This is a genomic window from Streptomyces sp. NPDC102279 (genome assembly GCF_044766365.1).
Classification (GTDB): Bacteria; Actinomycetota; Actinomycetes; order Streptomycetales; family Streptomycetaceae; genus Streptomyces.
On the sequence record NZ_JBIWLU010000006.1, the window covers coordinates 200,755 to 217,921 of the forward strand.

The 17,167-nt window shown below is 71.6% G+C and carries 16 protein-coding genes; 9 read left to right on the forward strand and 7 right to left on the reverse strand.

Translation table 11 applies throughout. The features are described from left to right. Positions 1-574: 574 nt before the first annotated feature. Positions 575-1,765 (reverse strand): acyl-CoA dehydrogenase family protein, encoded by a 1,191-nt coding sequence (locus ACIRQH_RS16445; protein ID WP_358818650.1) that lies wholly within the window; start codon positions 1,763-1,765, stop codon positions 575-577. Positions 1,766-2,015: 250 nt separating this feature from the next. Here ACIRQH_RS16445 and ACIRQH_RS16450 point away from each other — a divergent pair, with 250 nt between their 5' ends. After that, a complete protein-coding gene (locus ACIRQH_RS16450; protein WP_388933512.1) occupies positions 2,016-2,600 on the forward strand; it encodes a histidine phosphatase family protein in 585 nt (194 codons plus the stop codon). Positions 2,601-2,618: 18 nt separating this feature from the next. Here ACIRQH_RS16450 and ACIRQH_RS16455 read toward each other — a convergent pair whose 3' ends face one another. Next, on the reverse strand, positions 2,619-2,993 hold the full coding sequence (locus ACIRQH_RS16455; RefSeq protein WP_388870181.1) for a four-helix bundle copper-binding protein: 375 nt from the start codon (positions 2,991-2,993) through the stop codon (positions 2,619-2,621). A 51-nt stretch (positions 2,994-3,044) separates the two neighbouring features. After that, positions 3,045-3,437 carry a nuclear transport factor 2 family protein gene (locus ACIRQH_RS16460; RefSeq protein WP_388870184.1) on the reverse strand — a complete coding sequence of 131 codons (393 nt, stop codon included), beginning with the start codon at positions 3,435-3,437 and terminating at the stop codon, positions 3,045-3,047. An 82-nt stretch (positions 3,438-3,519) separates the two neighbouring features. Here ACIRQH_RS16460 and ACIRQH_RS16465 point away from each other — a divergent pair, with 82 nt between their 5' ends. The 3 genes from ACIRQH_RS16465 (at position 3,520) to ACIRQH_RS16475 (ending at position 6,203) form a co-directional block, all read left to right on the forward strand. Then, positions 3,520-4,083: a PadR family transcriptional regulator gene (locus ACIRQH_RS16465; RefSeq protein ID WP_388870187.1), complete on the forward strand. Its 564-nt coding sequence runs from the start codon at positions 3,520-3,522 to the stop codon at positions 4,081-4,083. A gap of 157 nt (positions 4,084-4,240) precedes the next feature. After that, positions 4,241-4,936 carry a type 1 glutamine amidotransferase domain-containing protein gene (locus tag ACIRQH_RS16470; protein ID WP_388933504.1) on the forward strand — a complete coding sequence of 232 codons (696 nt, stop codon included), beginning with the start codon at positions 4,241-4,243 and terminating at the stop codon, positions 4,934-4,936. Between the two features lie 109 nt (positions 4,937-5,045). Further along, complete coding sequence (locus ACIRQH_RS16475) at positions 5,046-6,203, forward strand: Gfo/Idh/MocA family oxidoreductase (RefSeq protein ID WP_358818644.1); 1,158 nt, start codon at positions 5,046-5,048, stop codon at positions 6,201-6,203. A gap of 55 nt (positions 6,204-6,258) precedes the next feature. Here the strand turns inward: ACIRQH_RS16475 and iolD are convergent, their stop codons facing one another. From iolD to ACIRQH_RS16490, 3 genes are all read right to left on the reverse strand, one after another. Next, positions 6,259-8,130 (reverse strand): 3D-(3,5/4)-trihydroxycyclohexane-1,2-dione acylhydrolase (decyclizing), encoded by a 1,872-nt coding sequence (gene iolD / locus ACIRQH_RS16480; protein WP_404226579.1) that lies wholly within the window; start codon positions 8,128-8,130, stop codon positions 6,259-6,261. Beyond that, entirely contained in the window at positions 8,130-9,014 is an 885-nt protein-coding gene (gene iolB, locus ACIRQH_RS16485) for a 5-deoxy-glucuronate isomerase (RefSeq protein WP_388933501.1), read from the reverse strand. Before iolB ends, iolD begins: the two co-directional genes overlap by 1 nt. Before the next feature lie 174 nt (positions 9,015-9,188). Further along, entirely contained in the window at positions 9,189-10,067 is an 879-nt protein-coding gene (locus ACIRQH_RS16490) for a deoxyribose-phosphate aldolase (RefSeq protein ID WP_404226357.1), read from the reverse strand. 373 nt (positions 10,068-10,440) lie between these two features. On the opposite strand from ACIRQH_RS16490, the gene ACIRQH_RS16495 reads away from it, so the two are divergent. From ACIRQH_RS16495 to ACIRQH_RS16505, 3 genes are read left to right on the forward strand one after another with little or no spacing between them, the layout of a single operon-like run. After that, the gene (locus ACIRQH_RS16495) at positions 10,441-11,460 is read left to right on the forward strand and encodes a sugar ABC transporter substrate-binding protein (RefSeq protein ID WP_404226359.1); all 1,020 of its coding nucleotides are present in this window, start codon (positions 10,441-10,443) and stop codon (positions 11,458-11,460) included. Next, positions 11,460-12,533, forward strand: coding sequence for an ABC transporter permease (locus ACIRQH_RS16500; RefSeq protein ID WP_388870199.1), 1,074 nt, complete (start codon positions 11,460-11,462; stop codon positions 12,531-12,533). The genes ACIRQH_RS16495 and ACIRQH_RS16500 overlap by 1 nt, the downstream gene beginning before the upstream one ends. 8 nt (positions 12,534-12,541) lie before the next feature. Beyond that, positions 12,542-13,462, forward strand: coding sequence for an ATP-binding cassette domain-containing protein (locus ACIRQH_RS16505; RefSeq protein ID WP_404226361.1), 921 nt, complete (start codon positions 12,542-12,544; stop codon positions 13,460-13,462). Positions 13,463-13,610: 148 nt separating this feature from the next. Here the strand turns inward: ACIRQH_RS16505 and ACIRQH_RS16510 are convergent, their stop codons facing one another. Next, positions 13,611-14,183, reverse strand: a complete 573-nt coding sequence (locus tag ACIRQH_RS16510; RefSeq protein ID WP_358818638.1) for a TetR/AcrR family transcriptional regulator — start codon at positions 14,181-14,183, stop codon at positions 13,611-13,613. Positions 14,184-14,489: 306 nt separating this feature from the next. Here ACIRQH_RS16510 and ACIRQH_RS16515 point away from each other — a divergent pair, with 306 nt between their 5' ends. Both ACIRQH_RS16515 and dhaK read left to right on the forward strand, forming a co-directional pair. After that, complete coding sequence (locus tag ACIRQH_RS16515) at positions 14,490-15,671, forward strand: acyl-CoA dehydrogenase family protein (protein WP_388870207.1); 1,182 nt, start codon at positions 14,490-14,492, stop codon at positions 15,669-15,671. A gap of 345 nt (positions 15,672-16,016) precedes the next feature. Further along, positions 16,017-17,009, forward strand: a complete 993-nt coding sequence (dhaK, locus tag ACIRQH_RS16520; protein ID WP_358818636.1) for a dihydroxyacetone kinase subunit DhaK — start codon at positions 16,017-16,019, stop codon at positions 17,007-17,009. The last annotated feature ends 158 nt before the right edge of the window (positions 17,010-17,167 follow it).

Here is a 17,167-nt window from a genome sequence, read left to right on the forward strand (position 1 = left end):
TCGTCAGAGCGCGGACGTCGCCCCTGGTCCATCGATTCCTGCGTACGACCGGGGTCGGAAGGAACGCTGTGCGGCCGCGTGATCGCCCGCTGCGTCCCTGTCTCGAGATGGGGTACGGAAAGACGAGCCCGCACCGGGTCTGTCCGGGGAGCGGGGCACGGACGAGCGAGCCCACGGCGGATGGATCCGACGCGAGTTCACGGGTACCTCCGGTGATGAGCCTAGTGCCACGCGAGGGCGGCGGGTGCCGAAGTCTGCACGGTTCCGCCTACGTCTGATCAATCATCAACTGCATTTGTCAGCAACCCTGTTGATGGACCCCTCGATCGGCATGACGACACCGCCGCCCCGTCGTTCGGAGTGCTCCGATCACACCGCAGGCATCGAGAGGAGCATGAGCCGCCGGCAACTCCACGTACGACCGGGGCCCCAGGTTCAAGTTCGCGCCCAGAAGCCTCGACCAATTTCCGGTGCCGGAGCGGTCAGGCCTCCGACCCAACGGCGCCCGTGGGCTCGTCTGCCGGCGACGCCTGACGAGGGCGCGCTCGTGATCGCTGGCTGCGGCTGCATCGGGCTAACGCCGTACCCGGGGCATCCCCAGGCCGATCCAGGCGATGATCTCCCGCTGGATCTCGTTGTTCCCGCCGCCGAAGGTGAAGATCACCGCGGACCGGTAGCCGCGTTCGAGTTCGCCGTGCAGGACGGCTCCGGCCGAGCCCTCCTTGAGGACGCCGGGCGCGGCGACGATCTCCATGAGCGCGGCGTACGCGTCCCGGCGGGCCTCCGAGCCGTAGACCTTGACGGCGGAGGCGTCCTGCGGGGTGAGCGTGCCGTGCTGGACGGCGTTCACCATCTGCCAGTTCATGAGCTTCATGGCGTCGAGACGGGTGTGCGTGCGGGCGAGGCCTCGGCGCACCCAGGGGAGGTCGACGACGCGGCGGCCGTCGCCGAGTTTGGTCTCCATCGCCCAGCGCTGGACGTCGTGCAGGGCGCGGATGGCCATGGTGCCGTGCGCGGCGAGGGTGACGCGTTCGTGGTTGAGCTGGTTGGTGATCAGCCGCCAGCCCTTGTTCTCCCGGCCGACCCGGCGCGTGGCGGGGACGCGGATGTTCTCGTAGTAGCTCGCGGTGGTGTCGTGCGAGGCGAGCGTGTTGATGAGGGTGCAGGAGTAGCCGGGGTCGCTGGTCGGGACGAGGAGCATGGTGATGCCCTTGTGGGGCGGAGCGTCGGGGTCGGTGCGGACGGCGAGCCACACCCAGTCGGCGGTGTCGCCGTTGGTGGTCCAGATCTTCTGTCCGTCGACGGTGTAGTGGCCGGTCTCCTCGTCGCCCTCGCGTACGGCCTTGGTCCTGAGGGCGGCGAGGTCGGTTCCGGCGTCGGGCTCGCTGTAGCCGATCGCGAAGTCGAGTTCGCCGGAGAGGATGCGCGGCAGGAAGTAGGCCTTCTGCTCGTCGGTGCCGAACTGCATGATCGTGGGTCCGACGGTGTTGAGGGCCATCAGCGGCAGTGGTACGCCCGCCTGGGCGGCCTCGTCGAAGAAGATGAACTGCTCCATCGGGCTCAGGCCGCGCCCGCCGTACTCCTCGGGCCAGCCGACGCCCAGCCAGCGGTCCGTGCCGAGCCGTCGGACGGTCTCGCGGTAGAAGCGTTTCTGGGCCGCCGGGTCGCCGTAGCGCGCGTAGGCGTTGTCCGGCACCAGTTCGGCGAAGTAGTCCCGCAGTTCGGTCCGCAACCGCTGCTGCTCCGGCGTGTATTCGAGATGCACGGTGCCTCCTTGCCTTCCCGGGCCCGACCTGACGGCGCACACCGTAGAACGTGTTCCATAAATGGGGAATGGCGATGACGCGGGCACGTGGTCCGGGGCGCGCGGGGGAGCGCCCGCCGGGTGCGGCGCGGTGGGCCTTAGGGTGGCGCGACCGGGTGCGGCAGGCCCGTCGGACGGCCGGCGGGGCAATTCCCCTACAGGGCAGGGTTCTTGCGTCCGCAGGGGTCCGACGACGCGTGAGAGTGATGGCATGACGAGCCGAGTGACGCTGATCTCAGCGGCGATCAGTGAGGCGCTGCGCGCGGCCCGCTTCGACGACGGGAGCCCGGTGGACGCCTCGGGTCTGCGGGCCGCCGCAGCGGTGGCCGACGCGGGTGCCGTGCCGGCCGGGGACCGGCTGTGGGTCTCCCCCGGCGTGCGTTGCCGGCAGACCGCGCGGGCGCTCGGTCTCGACGACGCCGTCGACGTGCCGGAGCTGGCCGGTCTGGACGTGGGCCGCTGGCGCGGGGCGACTCTGGGCGAGGTGAGCGGGGCGGAGCCGGAGGCGGTCGCGCGGTGGCTCGCGGACCCCATGGCGGCGCCGCACGGCGGGGAGTCGGTGCGGACGTTCTGCGACCGGGTGGCGGGGTGCCTGGAGCGGGCCGCCGAGCAGGACGGCAGGATCGTCGCGGTGGTGGAGCCCGAGGTCGTACGGGCCCTGCTGGTACGGGCGCTGGGGGCGCCGGAGTCGGCGTTCTGGCGGGTGGACGTGGCGCCACTCACTGCCACGGAGTTCAGCGGGCGCGCGGGGCGGTGGAACGTCCGCGCGGGACGCCCCCTGGAGGGACGGGCCTGATCCGGCGCGTCCGCGCGTTCAGCGCAGGGTGGCGAGGAAGTCGGCGCAGGCCTGGGCGCATTCGCGGCAGGTCTTGGCCGAGCCCTCGGCGCCGGGGAAGCCGTCGAAGACCTCCGCGCACTCCAGGCAGACGTCACGGCACCACTCCAGCTGGGCCCGGACATCTCGCTCGTCCTGTCCGACCTGCCGGGACAGCATGTGGCAGGTCGCCTCGCAGACCTCCGCGCACAGCACGCCCTTGCGCCGCAGCAGAGCCTGCTCCTCGGGCCCGTCGGGGTTCATGAGGCTCGCGCGCAGCGCGCAGGCCCGGGCGCATTGGCTGCAGGCCTGGGCGCAGGCGAAGCGGTCCTCCAGGAAGCGGAAGAGCTCCTGCTGGGATGTAGTGGAAGTCACAACAACCGTGTTGCCACGGGGAGTCGGTTCAAACGGCGCGGGAGGGAAGCCTCACGCGTCGGCCGCCTCCCGGGAGATCTGCTCGAACTCCGCGCCCATCGCCGCGGAGAGCGCCCGAGCCGCCGACAACGGGCGTACCATCACCATCAGTTCGTCGATCCGGCCGTCCTCGTCGAAGTGCAGGAAGTCGCAGCCGTTGATCTCCTTGTCGCCCACCTTGGCGGTGAAGACGAGCGCGTGGTCGCGGCCGTCGGCCCCGGCGATCTCACGGACGTAGCGGAAGTCGCTGAAGACGCGCCAGACCCCTCGGAGGATGGCCGCCGTGATCGGCTTGCCCGGGTAGGGCTTGAAGGCCACGGGGCTGGTGAACACGACGTCGTCGGCCAACAGGTCCTCGACAGCGGCGAGATCTCCGGCCTCCACGGCCTTGCGGAACGCGTTCATCACGTCCACCTCTCATACTCAACTAATTGATTAGGTGCGCATGAGATTAGTCGTGCCGGTGTATGCCGTCTAGCCTTGGGCCATGGCATTGCGACACGCGGTTCTGGCCGCGCTCCTGGAGGGCGAGGCGTCGGGGTACGACCTGGCCAAGGGGTTCGACGCCTCGGTGGCCAACTTCTGGATGGCGACCCCGCAGCAGCTCTACCGCGAGCTGGACCGGATGGAGTCCGAGGGGCTCATCGAGGCCCGGCTGGTGCGCCAGGAACGCCGGCCCAACAAGAGGGTGTTCTCCCTGACCGCGCCGGGCCTGGACACGCTCGCCGCCTTCACCGCGGAGCCAGCGCGGCCCACCGCCCTGCGCGACGAACTGATGGTCAAGGTGTACGCCCTCGACGAAGGGGACGACGACGCCGTACGGGCGGCGATCGCCGAGCGGCTGGAGGGGGCGCGCGCCAAGCTGGAGCACTACGACCGGATCGGCGCCCGCCTGCTCGACGGGCGGACCGAGGAGACGTACCTGGCCACCGCCGAGCGCGTCGGCCCGTACCTCACCCTCCTGGGGGGACGCGCCTTCGAGCAGGCGAACATCGCGTGGGCGGAACGGGCCCTGCTCGTCCTGGAACGCCGCGCGTCCGTGCCGCGGTAGGGCGTCCGGGAGCGCCGGGCGCGCCTCGGTTGGTCTCCCGCGTCCGGCCCGCCTACGGTCGAGGAGGCAACCGCCCCCGACGATCCGTGTACGGAACACCTGGACGGGTAACCGGAATCCCGGCCCAGCAGGGTCCGCACACCCGGAAGGACGCACCATGTCGAAGATCCTTTTCGTGATGACCGGCGCCGATCACTGGACGCTCGCCGACGGCACCCGCCACCCCACCGGCTTCTGGGCAGAGGAGGCCGCGGCCCCGTACGAGGCCTTCAGGGCCGCCGGCCACGACGTGGTCGTCGCCACGCCGGGCGGCGTCGAGCCCACGATGGACCAGGGCAGCCTGGCGCCCGAGTTCAACGGCGGCCAGGAGGGCTCCGACCGGGTCGCGCGCACCGTCGCGTCCATGAGCGAGCTGAAGCACCCGGTCAAGCTGTCCGACGTGGACCTCGACGACTACGCCGCCGTGTTCTACCCGGGCGGCCACGGTCCGATGGAGGACCTGTCGGTCGACACCGAGTCGGGCGGGCTGCTCACCGCCGCGCTGGACTCGGGCAAGCCGCTCGGCGTCGTCTGCCACGGTCCGGCGGCCCTGCTGGCGGCGACCAGGGACGACGGCTCCAACGCGTTCGCGGGCTACCGGGTCACGGCGTTCACCAACGCCGAGGAGACACAGGCCGGTTTCGCGGACAAGGCCGCGTGGCTGCTCCAGGACCGGCTCGTCGACGCCGGCGTCGACTTCCAGGAGGGCGAGGCGTGGGCCCCGAAGGTCGTCGTCGACCGCAACCTGGTGACCGGACAGAACCCTGCCTCGGCCGCCCCGCTCGCCACGGAGCTGCTGAAGAAGGTGGCCTGAGCGGCATGGCGGCCGGCCGGCCGTGGAAGACCCTCGGCGACCGCTGACACGTCCTGGGCGACGCGGCCGTGCGACGCGGGTGTCGAACCGGTCCGAGGAAGGGGCAGTCATGATGCGTACGCTCGGCGTCGCCGTCGTGGGGTTCGGCTGGATGGGCCGGGTGCACACCCAGGCCTACGCGCGCGTGCCGCACCATTTCCCGGGGCTCGTCCTGCGGCCCGTGCTGGTGGCCGTCGCCGACGAGGTGCCCGGCCGGGCCGAGGAGGCGGCGGCGCACTACGGCTTCGCCACCGCGGCCCGCGACTGGCGCGAGATCCTCGCCGACCCCCGGGTCGAGGCCGTGAGCGTCACCGCGCCGAACTTCCTGCACCGTGAGATCGGCACGGCCGTGGCGGAGGCAGGCAGACACCTATGGATCGAGAAGCCGGTGGGACGGGACGCCGACGACGCCCGGGCGGTCGCGGACGCGGTGGCCGAGGCGCGCGTCCAGGGCACGGTCGGCTTCAACTACCGTTGTGCGCCCGCCGTCGTGGCCGCCCGTGAGCTGATCGCCTCCGGCGAGCTCGGCGACGTCACGCACGCGCGCGTGCGGCTCTTCAGCGACTACGCGGCGCACCCGGAGTCGGCGCTCACCTGGCGGTTCGAACGCGAGCGGGGCGGCAGCGGAGTCCTCGGCGACCTGGCGTCGCACGGAGTCGACCTGGCCCGCTTCCTGCTCGGCGAGATCGAGGCGCTGGCGGCGGACACCGCGGTGTTCGTGCCGCGGCGACCCCGCCCCGCCGGGGACACGGCGGGCCACGTCCGCGCCGCCGGCGGCGACCTCGGGCCGGTGGAGAACGAGGACTACGTCAGCTGTCTGCTGCGATTCGCCTCCGGGGCACGCGGTGTCCTGGAAGCGTGCCGGGTCTCGGTGGGCGAGCAGAACAACTACGGCTTCGAGGTCCACGGCACACGGGGCGCGGTGTTCTGGGACTTCCGCCGCATGGGCGAACTGGGGGTCAGCCGCGGCACCGGCTACCAGGACCAGCCGGTCGCCACCGTGTACGTCGGCCCGGGCGCCGGGGAGTACGGCGCCTTCCAGCCGGGCGCGGCGAACAGCATGGGCTACGACGACCTCAAGGTCATCGAGGCGTACACCTTCCTGAGGTCCATCGCCGACGGCGCGTCCCACGGCGCCACGCCGGAGGACGCCGTGCGCAGCGCGACGGCACTCGACGCGATGGCGCGCTCCGCGGCGTCGGGGGGCTGGGTCGCCGTCGACGGGTGAAGGCCCGCTCCGACGGGTTGTCGGAGCGGGCGCGGGAGCCGTCGGCACGAAGGGGTCAGAGGTGGTGGCGGCGGGCCGTCACCTGACGGTCGTAGCGTTCACGGGCAGCCGACGCGGCCTCGCGCGAGGCGACCTCGGCGACGGGCACGTCCCACCAGGCCGCCGCGGGCGGTGCGGTGGGCGCCGGGTCGGTCTCGACGTGGACGCAGGTCGGCCGGTCCGAGGCGCGGGCCGCGGCGAGCGCCTCGCGCAGTTCCCCCACGGTCTTGGCCCGGATGACGTCCATGCCGAGGCTGGCGGCGTTGGCGGCGAGGTCGACGGGGAGCGGGTCCCCGGTGAAGGTGCCGTCGGCGGCGCGGTAGCGGTAGGCCGTGCCGAAGCGCTCACCGCCGGTCTCCTCGGAGAGGCCGCCGATGGAGGCGTATCCGTGGTTCTGGACGAGGACCAGGTTGACGGGCAGTCCCTCCTGCACGGCGGTGACGATCTCGGTCGGCATCATCAGATACGTGCCGTCGCCGACGAGGGACCAGACGGGCGTGTCCGGGGCGGCGAGCTGGACACCCATGGCCGCCGGGATCTCGTAGCCCATGCAGGAGTAGCCGTACTCCAGGTGGTACTGGCGGGGGCTTCGGGTCCGCCACAGTTTGTGCAGGTCGCCGGGGAGCGATCCGGCCGCGTTGATGACCACGTCGTCGTCGCCGACGACCGCGTCGAGCGCGCCCAGGACCTGGGTCTGGGTGGGCACCGCGGAGTCCTCGGCCGCGTAGGCCGCGTTCACCACGGAGTCCCAACGCGCCCGTCCCGCGCGGTACTCGGCCTCGTAGGAGGCGTCGACGCGGTGGCCGGAGAGTGCCTGGGCGAGGGCCGTGAGGCCGGTCCGGGCGTCCGCGACGAGGGGGCGCCCGGCCAGCTTGTGGGCGTCGAAGGCGGTGATGTTGAGGTTGACGAACCGGACGTCCGGATGCTGGAAGAGGGTGCCGGAGGCAGTGGTGAAGTCGCTGTAGCGGGTGCCGACGCCGATGACCAGGTCGGCGGTCCGGGCGATGTCGTCGCTGACGGCGGTGCCGGTGTGACCGATGCCGCCGAGATCGGCGGGGTGGTCGTACCGCAGGGAACCCTTGCCTGCCTGCGTGGAGGCGACGGGGATGCCGGTCGCGTCCACCAGGGCCTCGAGCGCCGCCTCGGCCTCGCTGTGGTGCACTCCCCCGCCGGCCACGATCAGCGGGCGCCGCGCCGTACGGATCGCCCCGACGGCCGCGGCGAGTTCGACCGGGTCGGGACCGGGACGGCGGACCCGCCAGACGCGTTCGGCGAAGAACTCCTCGGGCCAGTCGTGGGCCTGCGCCTGCACGTCCTGCGGCAGGGCGAGAGTGACGGCGCCCGTCTCGGCCGGGTCGGCGAGGACGCGCATCGCGTGCAGCGCGGACGGGATCAGCGTCTCGGGGCGCGTCACGCGGTCGAAGTACCGCGACACCGGACGCAGGGTGTCGTTGACGGACAGGTCGGCCTCGACGGGGTGCTCCAGCTGCTGGAGCAGCGGGTCGGCGGGGCGCGTCGCGAAGTAGTCGCCGGGCAGCAGCAGGACGGGGAGCCGGTTGATCGTCGCGAGGGCCGCGCCGGTGACGAGGTTGGTGGCTCCGGGGCCGATCGACGTGGTGACGGCCTGGGCGGAGAGGCGGTTGAGGTGGCGCGCGTGACCGACGGCCGCGTGCACCATGGCCTGTTCGTTGCGGCCCTGGTGGAAGGGCATGACGTCCTCGCCGGCCTCCAGGAGCGCCTGGCCGATGCCCGCCACGTTGCCGTGGCCGAAGATTCCCCAGGTCCCGGTGATGAGCCGGCGGCGGACCCCGTCGCGCTCGCTGAACTGCGCGGCCAGGAAGCGGACGAGAGCCTGGGCCGTCGTCAGCCGGCGGGTGGTCGTGCTCATCATGACCTCTCGGGAGCGGTGTAGAGGGGCAGCCGGGGGTCGACCGACTGATCGGGCCAGGTGGTGCGGATCCAGGCGTGGTCGGGGTGGTCACGGATCAGCCAGGCGCGGTCGGGATCGGGTCCCGCCATCACGTTGAGGTAGTACATGTGGTGGCCCGGCAAGGCCATCGAGGGGCCGTGCCAGCCGTCCGGGATGAGCACGACGTCGCCGTCGCGCACCTCGGCGAGGACATCGGTTCCGGTGCCGCGGCCGGAGGGCGAGACCCGCTGGTAGCCGAGGCCGGGGATGCCCTCGTGCGCGGCGAACTCGAAGTAGTAGATCTCCTCCAGCTCGGACTCCTCGCCGGGCCGGTGCTCGTCGTGCTTGTGCGGCGGGAAGGAGGACCAGTTGCCGCCCGGTGTGATCACCTCGACGGCGATGAGCCGGTCGCAGTCGAAGACACCCGCCGCGCCGAAGTTGTTGACCTGCCGCGAGCAGGTGCCGGTGCCGCGCAGCTCGACCGGCACCGAGGACGCGGGAACGTGGCGGGCGGGCAGCCGGCGGTCGCAGCGGGCGCCGGTGAGCGCGAACCGGCCGCCGTCGCGGGAGGTGATCGCGGCCTCGGCGTCGCGCGGGACGTACGCGAAGTCGGTCACTCCGTCGAACACACCGGTCCGCCCGGCCAGCGGGAAGGTGTCCTCGTCGACGGCGACGGTGCAGCCGCCCGCGAGCGGGAGGACGATCCACTCGCTGTCGCCGGTGGCGAACGTGTGCCGGCCGCCGGGCGGCAGCTCCAGTACCCGCAGGGACGAGTGGGCCCAGCCGGCCGACGCGGGCGAGACCTCGACGGCGTAGACGTCGGTGCCGGCCTTGCCGGCGGGCAGATGGTGCGTGGTGGTCATCGGGTGGCTCCTGTACGGGGGTGCGCGCTGTGACGCGGTACGGGGCGGCTGCGGCTCGGTGGGGGTCGGTGGGGGGTGATTCCCCCCGGGGCAGGGGCGTTCGCGGGGCGGTGCGGGTCCGCGCGGTGCCCGGGATACCCGTACCCGCTTTCCGCACCGCAGTCGTACGGGCTTTCAGAGCAGGCCGACCGCGGTGTCGACCGCCGTTTCCACATCGCCCTCGGCCGGGTAGAGCAGCGAGCGGCCGACGACCATGCCCTGCACGGTCGGGAGGCGCAGCGCCTTGCGCCATCTCTCGTAGGCGGCCTCCTGGTCGCTGCCGACCTCGCCGCCGAGCAGGACGGCGGGCAGGGTGGACGTCTCGAGGACCTGGGCCATGTCGTCGGGGTCGCGGGTGACCGGCAGTTTGAGCCAGGTGTACGCGGAGGTGCCGCCGAGTCCCGAGGCGATGGCGATGGAGCGGGTCACCGCCCCGGCGCTGAGGTCGTTGCGGACCTCGCCCGCCTCCCGGCGGGAGATGAACGGCTCGACGAACAGAGGCAGTCGGCGCGCTGCCATCGCGTCGACTGCGCCCGCGGCGCCGGCGAGGGTCTCCAACGAGCCGGGGTCGTCGTAGTCGATGCGCAGCAGGAGCTTCCCGGCGTCGAAGCGGAGCCGCTGGACGTCCTCGGGCCGGTGTCCGGTGAAGCGGTCGTCCATCTCGAAGGAGGCGCCGGCGAGTCCGCCCCGGTTCAGGGAACCCATCACGACCCTGTCCTCCAGGACGCCGAGCAGCAGCAGGTCCTCCAGGATGTCGGCGGTCGCGAGCACGCCGTCGACGCCGGGCCGGGACAGCGCCACGCAGAGCCGTTCGAGGAGGTCTGCGCGGTTGGCCATGGCGAACCGGCGGTCTCCGACGCCGAGGGCGCCGCGCGCCGGATGGTCGGCGGCCACGATCATCAGGCGCCCGGTGGAGCCGACGAGGGGGCGGCGGGTCCGGCGCGCGGCCGCTTCGGCGATGGCCTCGGGGTGGCGGGCTCGCACCGTGACGAGGTCGGGGATGGTGATGCTCACGTCGGGCTCCGTTCGGGGGTGGCGTCGGTCAGCCCGTTCACACGCCCCTCGGTGGTGGGCCGGGGTACGGCCGGCCTGGACCGGCGTGACGCTCCCGATGGGGGGGATGCGGGCCACGGGACGCCCGGTGGATCCAGGTCTAGGACCCGCGGCTCCCCACTGTCAAGACTTTGTACGGACATTCGGACCTGCTTCTGAAATGATGTCTTAACAAAGTCTTGACAGCGGGGTGGTGCAGGGGCTTGTATCCCGTCCCAACGAACCGCCGCTCCACCGGCTCACGCCCGGACCTCGCCGTCCGGGTCCCGCACGGGCCCCGCTCCCGGCGCTGCCCCGTTCCCTTTCCCCGGCCGCACAGTGAGGTGCTGGAAAGATGGATCGCACGCCCCACCCCCGTTCACGGAGAATCGCCCCCCTCGTGGCCCTGGCCGCCGCGTCCGCCCTGCTCGCCGCCGGCTGCTCCAGCGGTTCGGGTGGCAAGAAGGCCGAGGAGAGCGCGGACGGCGCCGCCGCCGGCAAGGCCAACACCCCTGCGATGAAAGTGGCCCTGATCACCCATCAGGCACCAGGGGACACGTTCTGGGACATCGTCCGCAAGGGGGCCGAGGCCGCCGCCGCCAAGGACAACATCAAGCTCGTCTACTCCGCCGACCCGAACGCCGGCAGTCAGGCGAACCTCGTACAGAACGCGATCGACCAGAAGGTCGACGGCATCGCGATCACCCTCGCCAAGCCCGGCGCCATGAAGGCCGTGGTGGGCAAGGCGACATCGGCCGGCATACCGGTCGTGGGCCTCAACTCCGGTGTCAGCGACTGGAAGCAACTCGGCCTGATGGAGTTCTTCGGCCAGGACGAGACCGTCGCGGGCGAGGCCCTCGGCAAGCGGCTGAACTCCGAGGGCGCCAAGAAGGCCGTCTGTGTGGTCCACGAACAAGGCAACGTCGGGCTCACCCAGCGCTGCGACGGCGTGAAGAAGACGTTCGACGGGAAGACCGAGACGCTGTACGTCAACGGCACCGACATGCCGTCCGTGAAGTCGACGATCACCGCGAAACTCAAGCAGGACACGGCGATCGACTACGTCGTCACGCTCGGCGCCCCCTACGCCCTGACCGCCGTGCAATCGGTCGCCGACGCCGACAGCAAGGCGAAGATCGCCACCTTCGACCTCAACAAGGAACTCACGGGCGCGATCAGCAAGGGCACCATCCAGTTCGCCGTCGACCAGCAGCCCTATCTCCAGGGCTACTTGGCGGTGGACTCGCTGTGGCTCTACAAGAACAACGGCAACTACAGCGGCGGCGGCGAGCAGCCGACCCTGTCCGGTCCCGCCTTCGTCGACAAGAACAACGCCGACTCCGTCGCCAGGTTCGCCACGAAGGGCACCAGGTGATGAGCGCCCAACAGGCCGAACCGGCGGTGAGCGCGCCGCCGGATCCCGGCCCTGCGCAGTTCGAGGGGCGGAGGGTGCGACGCCCCCTCACGCTGCGGCTGCTCGCCCGCCCGGAGGTAGGGGTCTTCCTCGGCGCGGCCGCCGTGTTCGTCTTCTTCCTGATCGCGGCGCCGCCGGTGCGCTCGGGCGCTTCGATGGCGACCGTGCTCTACCAGTCGTCGACGATCGGCATCATGGCCCTGCCCGTCGCCCTGCTGATGATCGGCGGCGAGTTCGACCTGTCCTCCGGTGTCGCGGTGATCGCCTCGGCGCTGACCGCGAGCATGCTCAGCTATCAACTCACCATGAACGTATGGGTGGGTGTGACCGTCGCGCTCGTCGCCTCCCTCGCGATCGGGGCGTTCAACGGCTGGATGACGGTCCGCACGGGACTGCCCAGCTTTCTCGTCACGCTCGGTACGTTCCTCATCCTCCAGGGCGTGAACCTCGCGGTCACGAAGCTGGTCACCGACAACGTCGCCACCGACGACATCAGCACCATGGACGGCTTCGGCCAGGCGAAGAAGATCTTCGCCTCGTCCTTCGACGTCGGCGGCGTGCAGGTGAAGATCACCATCGTCTGGTGGCTGGTCTTCGCCGCCCTGGCCACGTGGGTGCTGCTGCGCACCAAGTACGGCAACTGGATCTTCGCGGTCGGCGGCGACCGGAACAGCGCCCGCGCGGTCGGCGTCCCGGTGACGTTCACCAAGATCACACTGTTCATGGCGGTGGGCTTCGGCGCCTGGTTCGTCGGCATGCACCAGCTGTTCTCCTTCAACACCGTGCAGTCCGGCGAGGGCGTCGGCCAGGAGCTGATCTACATCGCCGCCGCCGTGATCGGCGGGTGTCTGCTCACCGGCGGCTACGGCTCGGCGATCGGCCCGGTCTTCGGCGCCTTCATGTTCGGCATGGTGAACCAGGGCATCGTGTACGCCGGTTGGAACCCCGACTGGTTCAAGGCATTCCTCGGCGTGATGCTGCTCGGCGCCACGCTCGTCAATCTGCTGGTCCGCCGCACGGCGACCCGGAGGTGAACCGACCCATGACAGCCAACGGACCCGGACCATCGGGCGCCGCCGTCCTCCCGGACAATCCGCCCGAGGAGGGCACCGGCGCGATCGTCGAACTGCGCGGGGCCGGTAAGTCGTACGGCAACATCCGCGCCCTGCACGGGGTTTCACTGACCGTCCACCCCGGCCGGGTGACCTGCGTCCTCGGCGACAACGGCGCCGGCAAGTCCACCCTCATCAAGATCGTCTCCGGGCTGCACCGGCACACCGAGGGCGAGTTCCTCGTGGACGGCACGGCGGTGCGCTTCAACACTCCGCGCGAGGCGCTCGCCAAGGGCATCGCGACCGTCTACCAGGACCTGGCGACGGTGCCGTTGATGCCGGTGTGGCGGAACTTCTTCCTCGGCTCCGAGCTGACGAGGGGCCCGTGGCCCGTACGCCGTCTCGACATCGCGCGGATGAAGCGGAGCGCGGACGAGGAACTGCGCACCATGGGGATCGCCCTCGACGACCTCGACCAGCCGATCGGCACCCTCTCCGGAGGCCAGCGCCAGTCCGTGGCGATCGCCCGCGCAGTCCACTTCGGCGCCCGCGTCCTCATCCTCGACGAACCGACCGCCGCGCTCGGCGTCAAGCAGTCCGGTGTCGTGCTGAAGTACATCGCGGCCGCACGGGAGCGGGGTCTCGGCGTCATCTTCATCACCCACAACCCGCACCACGCCTACATGGTCGGCGACCATTTCAGCGTGCTGCGCCTCGGCACTCTCGAACTCAGCGCAGCCCGGAACGAGGTGAGCCTGGAGGACCTCACCCACCACATGGCGGGCGGCACCGAACTCTCCGCGCTCAAGCACGAGTTGGCGCAGGTGCGCGGTGTCGACGTGGCGGGGCTGCCGGACGCGGACGATCCGCGCACGCCGGTCCCGGAGTCGGCGACCGAAGGGACTCCCTGAGACACGGGCGCCCCTCGTTCACCGGAGCGCCCTGCCTTCGATCGCCGGGCCGCCGCGGTGAGGGCCCGCGGAGATGCTCCTCGCGTCGGCCGAGGGCGGACCGGCCCGTCGGGGCGGGCGGAGAGGCTCGAAGGCCGGGGCGGAGGCGTCAGGGAGAGACGGCGTGGACGATCAGGGAGGCCAGTTCGGCGTAGGCCTCGGCGTCGCTCAGCCCCGTGCGCGCGGCCACCTCGCCGCGCTGGATCTCCTGCATGGTGGCGGCGACGACCTCGCCGACGAAGGCGGCATGGACGTCGCGGAAGGCTCCCGCGGTGACGCCGTCCGCGATCAGCTGCCTGATCCTGGCCGCGGCCAGGCGTGTGTTGGCCTCGTACACCTCGCGGGCCGGCTCGAACCCGGCCATGTCGTCGAGGAACTGGCGGGACAGCGGCCTCAGCTGCTGCGCGACCGCGCTCAGGTAGACCACCACACGCTCGGACGGGGCGGAGGTGTCGGCGACCTGCTTCTCGACGGACTGGGCGGCCTCGCGGAAGTAGTGCTTCACCGCCTCACGCACCAATTCCTGCTTGCTGCCGGCCAGTTGGTACAGGGTGGTCTTCGAGCAGCGCAGCCGCTCGGTCAGCTCGTCGAGCGTGAAGGCCGCGAACCCCTCGGCCACCAGCAGCGCGACGAGCCGTTCCAACAGATCGGTCTGGCGCGCGGTGCGGCGAGGGGACGGCATGATCTCAGCGTAACCGCTCCTCCTCGGAGGTAACCGTCTCCCCTGGGAGGGGCCGTCCGGGCACGCGGATTCCGCCCACTGACCCGGTGACCCGGCGACCGGGGGCGACGAACCCTCCGTGGAGATCCCGGCGGGGAGGGCGGACACGACTAAACGCCCCTCCGCCCGGGTCCTTGGCGCCCGGGACGCGCCTCGCGACACGCAGGCACGGCCCGCCATGGCCGGGTGGTACCAAAAACGATACTCTTGTATCGCCTGGAGTATCAAAATCCCGCAGCGCGGGACCGCACCCCCCGAGGACGTCCCATGCCCGCGACCCGCACGCTCCCCTCACCGGAAGCCGTCGACCTGATCGCCCTGACGCGCGAGCTCGCCGAGAAGGAACTCGCCCCGCGCGTCGCGGAGGCGGAGGCCGAGGGACGCTTCCCCCGTGACGTCTTCCGCACGCTCGGACAGGCCGGCCTGCTGAGCCTGCCGTACTCCGAGGAGTTCGGCGGCGGCGACCAGCCGTACGAGGTCTACCTCCAGGTGCTGGAGGAGATCGCCGCCGTGTGGGCGAGCGTGGCCGTCGGTGTCTCGGTGCACGCGCTGTCCTGTTACGCGCTGGCCGCGTTCGGCACCGAGGAGCAGAAGAAGGAGTGGCTGCCCGACATGCTCGGCGGCGAGCTGCTCGGCGCCTACTGCCTGTCCGAGGCACACGCGGGCTCCGACCCGGGGGCGATGCGCACCCGCGCCGTACGGGACGGCGACGACTACGTGCTGAACGGCGCCAAGGCCTGGACGACCCACGGCGGCCACGCGGACTTCTACACGGTCATGGCCCGCACCTCGGACGAGGGCTCGCACGCCATCTCCTGCTTCCTCGTCCCCGCCGACACACCGGGCGTGGTGGCCGATCCCCCGGAGCAGAAGATGGGTCTGACCGGGTCCGCGACCGCCACGGTCCGCTTCGAGAACGCCCGGGTACCCGCCGGCCGCCGGCTCGGCGGGGAGGGCGAGGGCCTGCGGATCGCCTTCGCCGGACTGGACTGCGGACGGCTCGGCATCGCCGCCGTGGCGACCGGCCTCTCCCAGGGGGCGCTGGACCACGCCCTGCGCTACTCGCGCGAGCGGGAGACGTTCGGCCGGCCCATCATCGAGCACCAGGGCCTCGCCTTCGTCCTCGCCGACATGGCCGCGGCGGTCCAGGCCTCCCGCGCCACCACACTGGCGGCCGCTCGACTGAAGGACGAGGGCCTGCCCTTCCAGTCCGAGGCCTCGATCGCCAAACTCATCGCGACCGACAACGGCATGAAGGTCACCACCGACGCGGTCCAGGTACTGGGCGGCGCGGGCTACACCCGCGACTTCCCGGTCGAGCGCTACATGCGCGAGGCCAAGGTGATGCAGATCTTCGAGGGCACCAACCAGATCCAGCGCCTGATCATCGGTCGCGGCCTGAAGGAGAGCGAACGCGGCACCCTCCAGGTGCGCAACGCGACGAAGTAGGGCCCGGCCGAGCGACAGGCCTCGGCGCGCCCCACGCGAAGACGGCGTACCGGAAGCGTGCCGGACCGGTGCGGGTGCGCGCCGCCTGCATCCAAGGACGTCCGCGCACGTGACCATCGCCGCCCGAGCGCCGATACTTCCGAGGGTGAGCTCCTCGCACCGCCGATCCGCTCGCCGGCCGGGACGGCCGGCCGGTCGGGCGCGTTCGCGGCCTGCGGGGCCGGTCCTCTCCGGCCCGCGTCGGCCCGAGCGGGGCCGCGCCGCGGCCGCCGACCGACGGACCTGCCCCAAACGTGGGCATTATGGGAGAAGGAGCCCAGCGACTCTTCTCACCAGGAGGTTCCCATGAAGATGCTCATCAACGTGGCGGAGACGGTGGTGGCGGACGCACTGCGGGGCATGGCGGCAGCTCATCCCGAGCTCACGGTGGACGTCGAGAACCGCGTGATCGTCCGCCGGGACGCCCCGGTCGCGGGAAAGGTGGGCCTCGTCTCCGGCGGCGGTTCCGGGCACGAGCCGCTGCACGGGGGATTCGTGGGCCCCGGCATGCTGTCCGCGGCCTGTCCCGGCGAGGTCTTCACCTCTCCGGTACCGGACCAGATGCTGCGGGCGGCGGCGGCCGTGAACAGCGGCGCGGGCGTGCTCTTCATCGTGAAGAACTACACCGGCGACGTCCTGAACTTCGACATGGCGGCCGAGCTGGCCGAGGACGAGGGCATCCAGATCGCCAAGGTGCTCGTCAACGACGACGTGGCCGTCACGGACAGCCTGTACACGGCCGGCCGTCGCGGCACGGGCGCGACCCTGTTCGTCGAGAAGATCGCGGGCGCCGCCGCCGAGGAGGGCGCCCCCCTCGACCGCGTCCAGGCACTGGCCACGCAGGTCAACGAGAACTCCCGCAGTTTCGGCGTCGCCCTCAGCGCCTGCACGACTCCGGCCAAGGGCAGCCCTACCTTCGACCTGCCGGCCGGGGAGCTGGAACTCGGCGTCGGCATCCACGGCGAGCCGGGGCGGGAACGGCGCGCGATGATGACCTCGCGGGAGATCGCCGACTTCTCCGTGCAGGCGATCCTGGAGGACCTCCCGCCGCGCAACCCGGTCCTGGTCCTGGTGAACGGCATGGGCGCCACTCCCCTGCTGGAGCTGTACGGCTTCAACGCGGAGGTACAGCGCGTCCTGACCGAGCGCGGCGTCGCGGTGGCCCGCACACTGGTCGGCAACTACGTCACCTCCCTGGACATGGCCGGCGCCTCGGTGACGCTGTGCCAGGTCGACGAGGAGCTGCTGCGCCTGTGGGACGCGCCGGTGAAGACGCCGGGCCTGCGCTGGGGCGTGTGAACGCGGTCGGCACGACAAACACAGGCAGCCGGGCAACCTGGCAACGGAACAACACGGTCACCGCGCCGGTGGCCGCGAGCCCGGTCCGCGGGAAGTCGGCCGCCACCGGGGGTCGAGGGGCCGACTCCAGATCAACTTCCGTACCACGCAAGGAGATT